16 protein-coding genes are annotated in these 12,684 nt (G+C 65.4%); 11 read left to right on the forward strand and 5 right to left on the reverse strand.

Annotated features, from left to right (window positions below; genetic code table 11):
* Window positions 1-157 precede the first annotated feature (157 nt).
* Window positions 158-1,357, reverse strand: a complete 1,200-nt coding sequence (gene tyrS, locus C722_RS0124245; protein WP_017642980.1) for a tyrosine--tRNA ligase — start codon at window positions 1,355-1,357, stop codon at window positions 158-160.
* A 168-nt stretch (window positions 1,358-1,525) separates the two neighbouring features.
* Between tyrS and C722_RS0124250 the strand changes: the two genes are divergently transcribed.
* Both C722_RS0124250 and C722_RS0124255 read left to right on the forward strand, forming a co-directional pair.
* Window positions 1,526-2,965 carry a peptidoglycan DD-metalloendopeptidase family protein gene (locus C722_RS0124250; RefSeq protein ID WP_026084084.1) on the forward strand — a complete coding sequence of 480 codons (1,440 nt, stop codon included), beginning with the start codon at window positions 1,526-1,528 and terminating at the stop codon, window positions 2,963-2,965.
* Window position 2,966: 1 nt separating this feature from the next.
* Window positions 2,967-4,052, forward strand: coding sequence for an anhydro-N-acetylmuramic acid kinase (locus tag C722_RS0124255; RefSeq protein WP_017642982.1), 1,086 nt, complete (start codon window positions 2,967-2,969; stop codon window positions 4,050-4,052).
* Window positions 4,053-4,069: 17 nt separating this feature from the next.
* Here C722_RS0124255 and erpA read toward each other — a convergent pair whose 3' ends face one another.
* Entirely contained in the window at window positions 4,070-4,420 is a 351-nt protein-coding gene (gene erpA / locus C722_RS0124260) for an iron-sulfur cluster insertion protein ErpA (RefSeq protein WP_007162616.1), read from the reverse strand.
* A 174-nt stretch (window positions 4,421-4,594) separates the two neighbouring features.
* Between erpA and hemJ the strand changes: the two genes are divergently transcribed.
* The 4 genes from hemJ (at window position 4,595) to coq7 (ending at window position 6,967) form a co-directional block, all read left to right on the forward strand.
* Complete coding sequence (hemJ, locus tag C722_RS0124265) at window positions 4,595-5,020, forward strand: protoporphyrinogen oxidase HemJ (protein WP_017642983.1); 426 nt, start codon at window positions 4,595-4,597, stop codon at window positions 5,018-5,020.
* A gap of 47 nt (window positions 5,021-5,067) precedes the next feature.
* Window positions 5,068-5,856 (forward strand): SDR family oxidoreductase, encoded by a 789-nt coding sequence (locus tag C722_RS0124270; protein ID WP_017642984.1) that lies wholly within the window; start codon window positions 5,068-5,070, stop codon window positions 5,854-5,856.
* Window positions 5,857-5,937: 81 nt separating this feature from the next.
* Entirely contained in the window at window positions 5,938-6,279 is a 342-nt protein-coding gene (locus C722_RS0124275; protein WP_017642985.1) for a histidine triad nucleotide-binding protein, read from the forward strand.
* Window positions 6,280-6,319: 40 nt separating this feature from the next.
* The gene (gene coq7, locus C722_RS0124280) at window positions 6,320-6,967 is read left to right on the forward strand and encodes a 2-polyprenyl-3-methyl-6-methoxy-1,4-benzoquinone monooxygenase (protein WP_017642986.1); all 648 of its coding nucleotides are present in this window, start codon (window positions 6,320-6,322) and stop codon (window positions 6,965-6,967) included.
* A 59-nt stretch (window positions 6,968-7,026) separates the two neighbouring features.
* On the opposite strand, the gene pcaG is transcribed toward coq7, so the two are convergent.
* From pcaG to pcaQ, 3 genes are all read right to left on the reverse strand, one after another.
* On the reverse strand, window positions 7,027-7,638 hold the full coding sequence (gene pcaG / locus C722_RS0124285; RefSeq protein WP_017642987.1) for a protocatechuate 3,4-dioxygenase subunit alpha: 612 nt from the start codon (window positions 7,636-7,638) through the stop codon (window positions 7,027-7,029).
* 10 nt (window positions 7,639-7,648) lie between these two features.
* A complete protein-coding gene (gene pcaH, locus C722_RS0124290; RefSeq protein ID WP_017642988.1) occupies window positions 7,649-8,374 on the reverse strand; it encodes a protocatechuate 3,4-dioxygenase subunit beta in 726 nt (241 codons plus the stop codon).
* Between the two features lie 100 nt (window positions 8,375-8,474).
* Window positions 8,475-9,398, reverse strand: a complete 924-nt coding sequence (gene pcaQ, locus C722_RS0124295; RefSeq protein ID WP_017642989.1) for a pca operon transcription factor PcaQ — start codon at window positions 9,396-9,398, stop codon at window positions 8,475-8,477.
* A 116-nt stretch (window positions 9,399-9,514) separates the two neighbouring features.
* Between pcaQ and C722_RS0124300 the strand changes: the two genes are divergently transcribed.
* The 5 genes from C722_RS0124300 to C722_RS0124320 all read left to right on the forward strand — a co-directional run.
* Entirely contained in the window at window positions 9,515-10,207 is a 693-nt protein-coding gene (locus tag C722_RS0124300; protein WP_017642990.1) for a TetR family transcriptional regulator, read from the forward strand.
* Between the two features lie 97 nt (window positions 10,208-10,304).
* Complete coding sequence (gene ureE, locus C722_RS0124305) at window positions 10,305-10,805, forward strand: urease accessory protein UreE (RefSeq protein WP_017642991.1); 501 nt, start codon at window positions 10,305-10,307, stop codon at window positions 10,803-10,805.
* Window positions 10,802-11,473, forward strand: coding sequence for an urease accessory protein UreF (locus C722_RS0124310; protein ID WP_017642992.1), 672 nt, complete (start codon window positions 10,802-10,804; stop codon window positions 11,471-11,473). The genes ureE and C722_RS0124310 overlap by 4 nt, the downstream gene beginning before the upstream one ends.
* A gap of 11 nt (window positions 11,474-11,484) precedes the next feature.
* Entirely contained in the window at window positions 11,485-12,099 is a 615-nt protein-coding gene (gene ureG / locus C722_RS0124315; protein ID WP_007162627.1) for an urease accessory protein UreG, read from the forward strand.
* 30 nt (window positions 12,100-12,129) lie between these two features.
* On the forward strand, window positions 12,130-12,684 hold a 555-nt coding region (locus tag C722_RS0124320), incomplete at its 3' end, for a HupE/UreJ family protein (RefSeq protein WP_017642993.1).

Consider the following 12,684-nt stretch of genomic DNA (forward strand, 5'->3'; position numbering starts at 1 on the left):
TTGTCACCCTGAGGTGAAGACCAAATGGCGAAGAATCCGTGGACCCCTCGCCCGGCTCAGACCTAAGTGCTTGATTTTCAAGCCGCTTCAGCGTCTGCGCCGGAAGTGGGGCGCATTATAGGGGAGTTTCGGAGCAGGTCAACAGGTTATTTCAAATTTATTGCTGACGGACGCTGATGCGGGCAAAGGCCTTCTTGCCGGCCTGACATATATAGGTACGGCCGATCTTGAACAGGAAGCCGCGATCGACCACCTCGCCATCCACCTTGACGCTACCTGCGGCCAGCAGGTCGCGGGCAGCCGCTGCGTTCTTCACCAGCCCGGCTTTATTGAGGACAGCAGCGACCGGCAGCGCCGCATCGGTTTCCAGCTCGACGTCCGGCAGGTCTTCCGGCAGCTCGCCATCCTTCATGCGGTTGCCTGCGGAGCGATGGGCCGTCTGGGCGGCTTCTTCCCCATGGAAGCGGGCCACGATCTCTTCGGCCAGCTTGATCTTGATGTCGCGGGGATTGGCGCCCTGCTCCACATCGCTGCGGAACTGGGCGATTTCCTCCAGGCTGCGGAAGCTGAGCAGTTCGAAGTAGCGCCACATGAGGGTGTCGGGAATGGACACCAGCTTGTTGTACATGACCCCCGGCGCTTCCTGGATACCTACATAGTTGCCCAGGGACTTGGACATCTTCTTGACGCCATCCAGGCCTTCGAGCAGCGGCATGGTCAGGATGCACTGGGCTTCCTGGCCGTAGGCGCGCTGCAGTTCGCGCCCCATGAGCAGGTTGAACTTCTGGTCGGTACCGCCCAGCTCGACATCGGCGCGCAGGGCGACGGAGTCATAGCCCTGGACCAGGGGATAGAGGAACTCGTGGATGGCGATGGGCTGATTGCCGGCGTAACGCTTGCTGAAGTCGTCGCGCTCGAGCATGCGCGCCACGGTGTACTGGGAAGAGAGGCGAATGAAGTCGGCCGGCGACAGCTGATCCATCCAGGTGGCGTTGAAGGCCACTTCGGTACGCGCCGGGTCGAGGATCTTGAATACCTGGGCCTTATAGGTCTCGGCATTCTCCAGCACCTGTTCCCGGGTCAGCGGCGGGCGGGTGGCGCTCTTGCCACTGGGATCGCCGATCATGCCGGTGAAGTCGCCGATCAGGAAGATAACCTGATGGCCCAACTCCTGGAACTGGCGCAGCTTGTTGATCAGCACGGTGTGGCCAAGGTGCAGATCCGGAGCGGTCGGATCGAAGCCTGCCTTGATGCGCAGCGGGGTGCCGCGCTCCAGTTTTGTTACAAGCTCTGACTCGACGAGCAGCTCATCTGCTCCACGCTTGATGACCGCCAGCTGCTCCTGGACCGTTTTCATGGGGGCTTCGCCTCTGAATTTCGAAAGCGTGAACCTTATCAAGATGCCCCTAGCAGCCGCCAGCCAACACGTCGGATCGACCACCCCAAAGGGTTGTGACAGCCAGCTTTTGATTATATTTTAGGCAGTTATTCACTTCTTTTAACGTCAGATCATCACTTTAGCTAAATGACGAAGCCAATTACCAAAAGCCCGTTCTACCCCAAAAGCCACCTCGTGGCCGCCAGCGGGGTGGCCGCGCTCTTGAGTCTGGCCTTGCTCGTGTTTCCCTCTCAGCAGGTCGAGGCGAAACGTACTTCCATCAGCTTGGATGTTGAACAGGACGCCCAGCGCGTCGTGCAGGGTCAGGATGACCTGAAGGAGCAAGTGCTCGCAGATACTCAGGTCGCGGACACCCAGACCACCTCCCCCTTCGCCCAGGTCTCTGCGGATCAGGCGGAGGCGCAGACTGCCGAGGAAGCCCCTGCCGAAGAAGAAGAGGTCGCCGCCACCGAAAGCGTCGAGCCGCAGTGGAAGACCGAAACCGTGCGCAAGGGCGATACCCTTTCGACGCTGTTCGAGCGGGCCGGCCTGGCCGCCGCCGTGGTGCACGAGGTACTGGCCAGCAGCAAGGAAGCCAAGAAGCTGACCCGCCTGCGGGTGGGTCAGAAGATCGAATTCCAGCGTGATCACGCCGGCGACCTGCTGGCGGTACGCACCAAGCTCACCGCGCTGCAGACCCTGTCGCTGGTCAAGTCCGACCAGGGCTACGAGGTCGAGCACAAGACCGTCACCCCGGACATCCGCCGGGCCTATGCCCAGGGCCGGATCAGCAGCTCGTTGTTCGCTTCGGCGCAGAAGGCCGGGCTGTCCCACGACATGACCATGGCGCTGGCAACCATCTTCGGCTACGACATCGACTTCGCGCTGGACATCCAGGAAGGCGACGAATTCGAGGTGGTGTACGAGGACAAGGTGGTCAACGGCAAGCACGTCGGCTACGGCAACATCCTGGCCGCGCGCTTCGTCAACAAGGGCAAGGCCTATACGGCCGTGCGCTACACCGCCAAGAACGGCACCACTAATTACTACACGGCGGAAGGCGGCAGCATGCGCAAGGCCTTCATCCGTACCCCGGTGGAGTTCTCGCGGATCAGCTCGCGCTTCACCATGGGCCGCTTCCACCCGGTGCTGAACAAGATGCGCGCGCACAAGGGCGTCGACTATGCCGCGCCCACGGGCACGCCGATTCATGCCACCGGCGATGGCAAGATCGCCAAGGCCGGTCGCGAGAATGGCTACGGCAACGTGGTGATGATCCAGCACGGCAAGACCTACACCACGGTCTATGGGCACATGAGCCGGATCGCCAAGGGCATGCAGGCCGGCGCCTCGGTCAAGCAGGGCCAGGTGATCGGCTACGTGGGCATGACGGGGCTGGCGACCGGCCCGCATCTGCACTATGAATTCCGCATCAACGGCAACCACGTTGATCCGCTCGGGGTGAAGCTGCCCATGGCCGATCCCATCGCCAAGAACGAGATCTCGCGCTTCCTGGCCCAGAGCCAGCCGCTCATGGCCCGCATGGACCAGGAGCGCGCCTCTCTGCTCGCGATGAACAAGCGCTGAGATGGAGCGCTACCTGGGGGTGATGTCCGGCACCAGTCTGGATGGACTGGATATTGCCCTGATCGAACAGGACGAGCGGACCCGTTTCGTCGCCGCCGTAGGCATGCCCATGCCGGACACGCTACGCCGCGAGCTGCTGGCGCTCTGTGCGCCCGGCGACAACGAGATCGAGCGCATCGCCCGGGCCGAACAGGCCTGGGTCAGGCTGGCCGCCCAGGGTATCGCCGAGCTGCTGGCCCAGCAGGGACTGACCTCCGCGGATATCCGCGCCGTGGGCAGCCACGGCCAGACCATCCGCCATCTGCCGGCACAGGGCTACACCCTGCAGATCGGCGATGCCGCCCTGCTGGCCGAGTTGAGCGGTATCGATGTGGTCGCCGACTTCCGCCGCCGCGACCTGGCCGCCGGTGGTCAAGGCGCGCCGCTGGTCCCGGCCTTTCATGCAGATCTCTTCGGCCTGGATCGCCCACGCGCGGTGCTCAACATCGGTGGCTTCAGCAACGTGACCCTGCTGGCGCCGGGGCTGCCGGTACGGGGCTTCGATTGCGGACCGGGCAACGTGCTGCTGGATGCCTGGATCCACCATAGCCAGGGGCAGCTCTTCGATGCTGATGGCGCCTGGGCGGCGCAGGGACAGGTCGTGCCGGCGCTGCTGCAACGGCTGCTGAGCGATCCCTTCTTCATGAAGAGCGGACCAAAGAGCACCGGGCGCGAGCACTTCAATCTGCCCTGGCTACAGGGACAGCTCGCCGAGCATGAGGCGCTGGATCCGGCGGATGTCCAGGCCACCTTGGCCGAGCTGAGCGCCCGCAGCATAGCCGACAGCATCCTGGCCGCCCAGGCAGTGGACGAGGTGCTGGTCTGTGGCGGCGGGGCGCACAATCAGGATCTGATGGCGCGTCTGGCGCGGCAACTGGCGCCAGCCAGGGTGCAGAGCACTGCGGCCTATGACGTCTCGCCAGACTGGCTGGAAGCCATGGCCTTTGCCTGGCTGGCCCAGCGCTTCTGCGAACGGCTACCTGGCAATTGCCCCGAGGTCACCGGAGCCAGCGGGCTCCGGGTCCTGGGTGCACTCTACCCACACTAGGCCGGGCGCGGCTCAGGTCAGATGGAGAAGGACTGACCGCAGCCACAGGTGGTGGCGGCATTGGGGTTCTTGATGACGAAGCGCGAGCCTTCCAGGCCTTCCTGGTAGTCCACCTCGGCGCCGGCCAGGTACTGGAAGCTCATGGGATCCACCACCAGGTGCACGCCATCGCGCTCGATGACGGTGTCGTCGTCGGCGGAATCTTCATCGAAGGTGAAGCCGTACTGGAAGCCCGAGCAGCCGCCACCCGTAACGAAGACGCGCAGCTTCAGGCGGGGATTGCCCTCTTCCTCGATCAGGTTCTTCACCTTGCTGGCCGCGCCCAGGGTGAACTGCAGGGGGGTCGGGGTGAAGGTTTCAATGGTCATTGCCGTAGTCTCCCGGCTTGCGCCGAACACAATTCAGTCAGGAAATTATCCGCTTGCCTGAGCAAAAGGGTCAACTATTGGGCGACCACGGGAGGCTGGCCGAGATGACTGGAGTGAATGACTTGCCGCCGGCGCCACTCTAATATCGCGCCGCCTGATAAGGAGAACGCCCCGATGCTCTATCTTTGGTTGAAAGCCTTCCACCTGATTGCCCTGGTCTGCTGGTTCGCCGGCCTGTTCTATCTGCCGCGCCTGTTCGTCTATCACGCCCAGAGCAGCGACGCCGTGAGCCACGAGCGCTTCTGCCTGATGGAGCGCAAGCTGTACCGCGGCATCATGCTGCCGGCGATGATCCTCACGCTGGTGTTCGGCATCGGCCTGCTGCTGATCAATCCGAGCTGGATGACGCAGGGCTGGATGCACACCAAGCTGGCGTTGGTGGTGGTGCTGATCGGCTATCACCATGTCTGCGGCGCCATGCGCAAGCGTTTCGAGCGCGGCGAGAACAAGCGCAGCCATGTGTTCTATCGCTGGTTCAACGAGGTGCCGGTACTGGTGCTCATCGCCATCGTCATCCTGGTGGTGGTCAAACCCTACTAGGTCCACGGCAGATCCGCCGGCGACCCGCGTTTCCTGGAGAAAGCAGTATGCAGCGTTATGCCCTGGTAACCGGTGCCTCGTGCGGGATCGGTCTGGCCCTGGCCGAGGCCCTGGCGCGGCGGGGCCAGCCGCTGATCCTGCTGGCGCGGCGCAAGGACAAGCTGGAGAGCATCGCCGCCGAGCTGGCCCAGCGCTTCGACGTGGAGGTGCTGTACCGGGTCTGCGACCTGGCGGAGCCGCTGCACCTGACCGGCCTGCTGCACGAACTGGAGCAGAGCGAGAGAGCCATCGGCCTGCTGGTCAACTGCGCTGGGATCGGCAGCGGTGGTGACTTTCTCGCCGCCGACTGGCCGCGGGTGCAGGAGCAGCTGGAGCTGAACATCCTGGCGCTCACTCGGCTGTGCCATGCCCTGGGCCAGCACATGGCGATCCAGGGCGGCGGCCAGATCCTCAACGTCGCCTCGACCGCGGCTTTCCAGCCGATTCCCTACATGAGCAGCTATGCGGCGACCAAGGCCTATGTCCTGCATTTCTCCGAGGGCCTGCGCGAAGAACTTAAGAAGCGCGGGGTGTCGGTGTCGGTGCTCTGCCCCGGGCCGACCCGTACCGCCTTCTTCAAGAATGCCGGGCTGCACACCGGGCGCATGGAGCAGGGCAAGCTGCTGATGTCCGCCGAGGAGGTGGCCCTGGCCGCGGTGCGTGGACTGGAGCGGCGCCAGGCGGTGATCGTGCCGGGCTGGCGCAATCGCCTGGGCAGCCTGTTGCCGCGCCTCTTGCCCCGCGCCCTGGTGCGTGCGGCCGCGGTGCGGATCGGCAAACTCTTTCAACCCGCGTAAGGGTGATCCAGCCGGCCGCACCTGACCCCAGGGCACAGCCGCTGGTACACTTGGACGCTATTCAGCCAGCAGGAGATCGACGTGGATTGTCTGTTCTGCAAGATCGTCGCCGGAGACATTCCGGCCAAGGTGCTCTACGAGGACGATCAGGTCATGGCCTTCCATGACATCGCTCCGCAAGCGCCCGTGCACTTTCTGGTCATCCCCAAGAAGCACATCGCGACCCTGCACGACCTCAGCGAGGCCGACGACAAGCAGCTCGCCGGCCATATCCTCTTCACCGCCCAGCGCCTGGCGCAGGAGCAGGGCTGCGAGGAAGGCTTCCGCGTGGCGATGAATTGCAACGCCCTGGGTGGCCAGACGGTCTATCACATCCATATGCATGTGCTGGGCAAGCGGCAGATGACCTGGCCTCCGGGCTGAGCCACATCCTGTCCTCCCTTCGCCCGCCAAGGAGATCACCTTGAGATCCAAGCGCCTCTACTCCCCCCTCGATCGACTGCTGATCCAGGCGGATATCGCCTTGCGTACCCTGACGCCCTTCAGTGGCGCCCCCACGCGCAGCTCGCCGGCCATTCCGCTGAAAGATGCTGAGCTGAGCGACGAGGAACGCCGTCATGCGGCCGGTCTCATGCGCATCAACCACACCGGCGAGGTCTGCGCCCAGGCGCTGTACCAGGGCCAGGCGCTGACCGCCAAGTTGCCGGAAGTCCGGGAGGAAATGGAGCGTTCGGCGGACGAAGAGATCGACCACCTGGCCTGGTGCGAGCAGCGCATCCGCGCCCTGGGTGAGCGCCCCAGTCTGCTCAATCCGCTGTTCTATGGTCTGTCCTTCGGGATCGGCGCAGGTGCCGGATTGATCAGCGATCGCCTGAGCCTGGGCTTCGTCGCCGCCACCGAGGATCAGGTCTGCCGCCATCTGGATGAGCACCTGGAAAAGCTGCCGGCAGCCGACGCCAAGTCGCGGGCGGTGCTGGAGCAGATGCGCATCGACGAGGAACAGCATGCCGAGCACGCCCTGGCGGCTGGTGGCTGGCGCTTTCCCACGCCGGTCAAATACGGCATGAGCCTGATGTCCAAGGTCATGACCAAGACCACCTACCGCATCTGACCTGCGGATCGCGCCCATGAAAAAGCCCTGCCTTGGCAGGGCTTTTTGCTGTCTGCACGCTAGATATCGAAGAAGACGGTTTCCTGCGGGCCCTGCAGGTGGATGTCGAAGCGATAGGCCAGGCGGCCATCGATCTCGCAGCGGCGTGCCAGCAGAGTCGGTCGGCGCTCCGGTTCCGGTAGGTTGTAGACCGGGCAGCGGGCATTGGCCTCGGCTTCGTCGTCGAAGTAGAGGCGCGTCTGCAGGTGGATGTTGATGCCGCGGGCGAACAGGGTGACGTTGATGTGCGGCGCCATGGGCTGGCCACGCTGGTCGGCGACCTGGCCGGGCTTGATGGTGTGCAGCGTCCAGTCACCGGCATCGAAGGTGGTGGCGGTGCGGCCGAAGCCGTTGAAGGCCTTCTCCACGTCGTAGATCGGATCGTACTGACCCTGGTGATCGGCCTGCCAGAACTCCAGGAAGGAGTCGCGCACCAGGTTGCCATTGCCGTCGAACACCTGGCCGGTGAGCAGGATGTGCTCGCCCGGGGCGCCAGGCTTGGCCAGCTGGTTCCAGATTTCGACCTCGCGGGTGGGGTTGCCGGCGGCGGCCAGGGCCAGGCCGATGTGCACGTAGGGGCCGGCGGTCTGGGAGGGCGTTTCCGGCAGCAGGTCGTGGCGGTTGGGGATCATGTCGGCGTCCTCAGTGGTGTTCGAAGAACGTCTGCCGCGCGCCGCGGGTGACGATGTCGAAGCGATAGGCCAGGCAGTCCATGGGATTGGCCATGCTCATGTCCAGGCGGGCGATGAGGGTCTGCACGGCATCGGGATCGGCGATGGACTTGACGATGGGGCACAGCGGGATCAGCGGATCGCCCTCGAAATAGAGCTGGGTGATCAGCCGGGTGGCGATGGCCGGGCCCATGACCGAGACGTGAATGTGCGCCGGGCGCCAGTCGTTGCTGCCGTTGCGCCAGGGATAGGGACCCGGGCGGACGGTACGGAAGACATAGTTGCCCTGGCTGTCGGTACGGGTACGGCCGACGCCACCGAAGTTGGGGTCGAGCGGCGCCAGGTAGACGTCGTTCTTGTGCCGGTAGCGGCCACCGGCGTTGGCCTGCCAGATCTCCACTAGGGAATTGGGCACCGGCTTGCCGAACTGGTCACGCAGGGTGCCGAACAGGATGATGCGTTCACCCTGAGGCAACTGGCCGGTGCCGAAGTTGAGCAGCAGGTCGTTGTCGTGGGGCCCCAGGGGCAGCCGCGAGAAGTCCGGGCCGCTGCGCTCGGACACAGTCTGGTGCTGCAGGCTAACCAGCGCCTGGCGCGGCGAGCGGGGAATCGAGGATTTGTAGGCGGGCGTATAGGCCTGGGGATGCCAGGTGCGATCACGGGCGACGTAGCGAACGTCGTGGGGCTTGTTATGCATTGGAATGCTCCACGGAAGGATCGAAGCCAAGGGCTGGCTGATCCCAGTGTGGCCCAGGACGCAGCCTGGCTGAATTGAAAGGTGCGCCCTTCTCCATAACCTAGTGGTTATGGGTTAGCTCGCCGGCCACTTCGCGCAAGACGTCGCAGAATCTCTGGGTGGCCAGCGACAGGGCCACGCTGCCATTGCGGCAGATGCCGACCGAGCCGCCGGCTTCGCGGACGCCAAGCTCCACTTCGATCAGCTCGCCGCTGGCCAGGTCGCGACGCACCGCATCCCGCGGGGCGATCCACAGGGCCTCGCTCTGGCGGACATACTGGCGGCTGAGGGTCGGCGACAGGGTTTCCAGCCGCTGCGGACTGAGCGGAATGCCGCATTGCACGAAGAGACTCTCGGCGTGGCGGCGGATGGTGGTACCGGGCAACGGCAGCACCAGGGGATAGCGTGCCAGGGTCGCCAGGTCCGCCGGCAGCGCCTGGCTCAGTGGATGCCCCGGTCGGACCACCAGGGTCAAGGCCTCGGTATAGAGGTGCTCGAAGTCGAGGCCGTGGATGTCGGGGCTGTCGGTCATACGCCCGACCACCAGATCCAGATCGCCGACACGCAGCTGGCCCAGCAGATAGGCACTGGGGCCGGTGGCGACGTTGACGATCAATTGCCGGTGCCGCTCGTGCAGCCGCGCCAGGACCTCGGGCAGCACCTGGCTTTCCACCGTCGACAGCACTCCGACCCGTACCAGGCCACCGGCCTCGCCGCCGCGCACCAGTTCCATTCCCTCACGCAGGGCCTGGACGCAGGGACCGGCATGGCGCAGGAACAGCAGGCCGGCTTCGGTCAGGGTCACCTCGCCCTTGCCGCGCTCGAACAGGCGCACCTCGAGAATCTCCTCGAGTTCGCGGATGGTCTTGGAAATGGCCGGCTGGGATACAGCGATGGCATCGGCCGCCTTGGCGAAGCTGCGCTGCTGGGCAATCTCCAGGAAACACAGCAGATGCCGGAATTTGATGCGGTTGTCGAGATTCATGACGCTCTCAAGGCAAGGCTCGGGCCAGAGACTACCACCCGGCGGTCGTGGAAAACCCTTGGAGTCAGCAGGGGCATCCTTTGCTACAGTGCCGCCTTCTCTTCCGGAATCTCTCCATGTCGATCCGTGCCCAGCAGAAGCTGCAAACGCGCCAGGCGCTGCTGGAATCGGCGCGCCTGCTGATGAACAGCGGCCGCGGCTTCGGCAGTCTCAGCCTGCGCGAGGTGAGTCGCCAGGCCGGCATCGTCCCGGCGGGCTTCTATCGCCACTTCAGCGACATGGAAACCTTCGGCCTGGCCCTGGTGGCCGAGGTGGGCGACACCTTTCGCGACGCCCTGCGCCAGGTGCGTCATCACGAATTGCAGCAGCGAGGCATGATCGAGGCCTCGGTGGAGATCTTTCTCGGCGCTGTGAGCGACAACCGCGATCAGTTCCTCTTTCTCGCCCGCGAGCAATACGGCGGCTCCCAGGCCGTGCGCCAGGCCATCGCCGAGTTGCGCCAGCGCATCACCCAGGACCTGGCCCGGGACCTGCTCGCCCTGGGTCGGCTGCCCCACCTGAGTCCGTCGCAGATCGATGTCCTGGCCGACCTAGTGGTGAAGACAGTGTTCGCCACCCTGCCGGAGTTGATCGATCCGCCGCCGCTGACCACACCGCCGCCGCTGTGGCCGGCGGCGAAGATGGTGCAGCAGCTCAAGCTGATCCTGATCGGCAGCAAGCACTGGCGACGCGGCGAACGCATCAACGCCCCAAAAGAGGGCGTTGCCTTGCTGGCCGACGCAATGGCGCACCAAATAAGAGCAACCTGAACGCCAGGTCAACTTCCGGCGCCCCATAACCAGGCGACTTGCGCGCCTTGGCAGGCCCCTTGCTGTAGAGGTGGGCAAAACTGCCAAGAGTCCTGCCATGCTGGTCGTCCAACGCCGCTGCGCGCCCCGGGATACCTGGGACGCCGAACTCCACCTCACCTACGACGCCCGCAGCAAGAGTCGCCTCAGAGCCACCACCAGTGCCGGTGAAGACATCGGCCTGTTTCTCGAACGCGGGCAACCGCCGCTGGCCGATGGCGACTGTCTGGAAGCCCGCGACGGCCGCATCGTGCGGGTCGTAGCCCGGCCGGAAAAACTGCTGCACGTGACCTGCGCCAGTGCCTTCGAGCTGACCCGCGCCGCCTACCACCTGGGCAATCGCCACGTCGCCCTGCAGATCGGTGATGGCTGGCTGCGGCTGCTGGACGACTATGTGCTCAAGGCCATGCTGGAGCAGCTCGGCGCCCAGGTCAGCGAGATCGAAGCCGGCTTCCAGCCCGAGCATGGCGCCTACGGTGGCGGCCACCATCACTCGCACCATGGCGAGGAAGGCTTCAACTACGCGCCCAAGCTGCACCACTTCGGCGTGCGCACGTGAATGCGCCGTTCGCGCTGCTGCGCCTGGCCAGTCCCCAGTTGCCCATTGGCGGCTACAGCTATTCCCAGGGACTGGAACTGGCCATCGACAGCGGCCTGATCCGCAGCGCGGCGGAGGCCGAGGTCTGGCTGCGCGACAATCTCGAACTCAATCTGGCGCGCTTCGAGGCGCCGCTGCTGCTGGCCCACTGCAAGGCTGCGGCGGCCGGCGACTGGATGCGCCTGGGCGAACTGGCCGAGCGTCACCGCGCTAGTCGCGAGACCGCGGAATTCCAGCTGGAAAGTCGCCAGACCGGCTATTCCCTGGCGCAGCTGCTGCTCGGTCTGCCGGAGCTGGATGACGCCAGCCGCCGCCTGCTCGCCGAGCTGACCCCGACCTTCGCCCTGGGTTGGGCGCTGGCCGCCCGGGCCTGGGCGATCGCCCCCCGGGCCGCCCTGGACGCCTGGCTGTGGACCTGGCTGGAGAATCAGCTGGCGGTACTGATGAAAACCCTGCCGCTGGGCCAGCAAGCCGCCCAGCGCCTCACCTCCCTTCTGCTGCCGACCCTGGCCGCCACGGCCGAGCAGGCCGCCGAGCTGCCCGAAGCGACCTGGGGCGGCGCCCCCTTCGGCCTGGCCCTCAGCAGCATGGCCCACGAGCGGCAGTACAGCCGCCTGTTCCGTTCCTAGGAGATCCCCTGATGACTACCCAACCCCTGCGCGTCGGTATCGGCGGTCCGGTCGGCTCCGGCAAGACCGCCCTCACCCTGGCCCTCTGCCGCGCCCTGCGCGAGCGCTATAACCTGGCGGTGGTGACCAACGACATCTACACCCGCGAGGACGCCGATTTCCTGGTGCGCAACGAAGCCCTGGCGCCCGAACGCATCCTCGGCGTGGAGACCGGCGGCTGTCCGCACACCGCCATCCGCGAAGACGCCTCCATCAATCTGGAGGCAGTTGACCAGCTCAATCGCCGCTTCCCCGGTCTGGACCTGATCCTGGTGGAATCTGGGGGCGACAACCTCTCCGCCACCTTCAGCCCCGAGCTGTCCGACCTGACCCTCTACGTCATCGACGTCTCGGCCGGCGACAAGCTGCCGCGCAAGGGCGGCCCTGGCATCTGCAAGTCGGATCTGCTGGTGATCAACAAGATCGATCTGGCCGAGCAGGTCGGCGCCTCCCTGGAGGTGATGGACCGCGACACCCGCAAGATGCGTGGCGACAAGCCCTTCGTCTTCAGCAACCAGAAGACCGGTCTGGGCCTGGAAGAGATCATCGCCTTCATCGAGAAGCAGGGTCTGCTGACCGCTGCCTGAACCCAGGATTTCACCCCCCAAGGAGCTCCCATGAGACACGCTAAGATCCTCGCCACCGCCGCCCTGCTGCTCGCCCCGGCCCTGGCTTTCGCCCATCCGGGTCACGCCGAGAACGGCCTGGCCGCCGGGGTGCTACACCCCCTGACCGGTCTCGACCACCTGCTGGCCATGCTGGCCGTGGGCCTCTGGGCCGCCCAACAGCAGGGCAAGGCGCGCCTGGCGCTGCCCTGCGCCTTTGTCGGCACCATGCTGATCGGCGGTCTGCTGGGCTTTGCCGGGCTGGAACTGCCCTTGCTGGAGACCGGCATCGCCGCTTCGGTGCTGGCCCTGGGCCTGCTGGTGGCCCTGGCCGCCCGTCCGCCGGTGGCCGCAGCCGTCGGCCTGACCGCCGCCTTCGCCCTGTTCCACGGCGTGGCCCATGGTCTGGAATTGCCGGAAATGGGCAATCCCTGGGCCTATGCCTTGGGCTTCGTCGCCGCCACCGCCACCCTGCATGGCCTGGGCTATGCCGTGGTGCGCTACCTGCCCCAGGCGGCCACGCCGCTGGTGCGACTCGCCGGCGTCGCCACTGCCGTGGCCGGTGGC

Source organism: Pseudomonas sp. 313 (assembly GCF_000316965.1).
Classification (GTDB): Bacteria; Pseudomonadota; Gammaproteobacteria; order Pseudomonadales; family Pseudomonadaceae; genus Chryseomonas; species Chryseomonas benzopyrenica.

Bases quoted from the DNA above. Each gene is read 5' to 3' on its own strand.
- tyrS (WP_017642980.1), bottom strand. From the start codon at position 1,357: ATGAAAACGGTCCAGGAGCAGCTGGCGGTCATCAAGCGTGGAGCAGAT.
- ureG (WP_007162627.1), top strand. From the start codon at position 11,485: ATGACTACCCAACCCCTGCGCGTCGGTATCGGCGGTCCGGTCGGCTCC.
- pcaG (WP_017642987.1), bottom strand. From the start codon at position 7,638: ATGATCCCCAACCGCCACGACCTGCTGCCGGAAACGCCCTCCCAGACC.
- C722_RS0124250 (WP_026084084.1), top strand. From the start codon at position 1,526: ATGACGAAGCCAATTACCAAAAGCCCGTTCTACCCCAAAAGCCACCTC.
- erpA (WP_007162616.1), bottom strand. From the start codon at position 4,420: ATGACCATTGAAACCTTCACCCCGACCCCCCTGCAGTTCACCCTGGGC.
- C722_RS0124255 (WP_017642982.1), top strand. From the start codon at position 2,967: ATGGAGCGCTACCTGGGGGTGATGTCCGGCACCAGTCTGGATGGACTG.
- pcaH (WP_017642988.1), bottom strand. From the start codon at position 8,374: ATGCATAACAAGCCCCACGACGTTCGCTACGTCGCCCGTGATCGCACC.
- C722_RS0124300 (WP_017642990.1), top strand. From the start codon at position 9,515: ATGTCGATCCGTGCCCAGCAGAAGCTGCAAACGCGCCAGGCGCTGCTG.
- ureE (WP_017642991.1), top strand. From the start codon at position 10,305: ATGCTGGTCGTCCAACGCCGCTGCGCGCCCCGGGATACCTGGGACGCC.
- pcaQ (WP_017642989.1), bottom strand. From the start codon at position 9,398: ATGAATCTCGACAACCGCATCAAATTCCGGCATCTGCTGTGTTTCCTG.
- hemJ (WP_017642983.1), top strand. From the start codon at position 4,595: ATGCTCTATCTTTGGTTGAAAGCCTTCCACCTGATTGCCCTGGTCTGC.
- C722_RS0124270 (WP_017642984.1), top strand. From the start codon at position 5,068: ATGCAGCGTTATGCCCTGGTAACCGGTGCCTCGTGCGGGATCGGTCTG.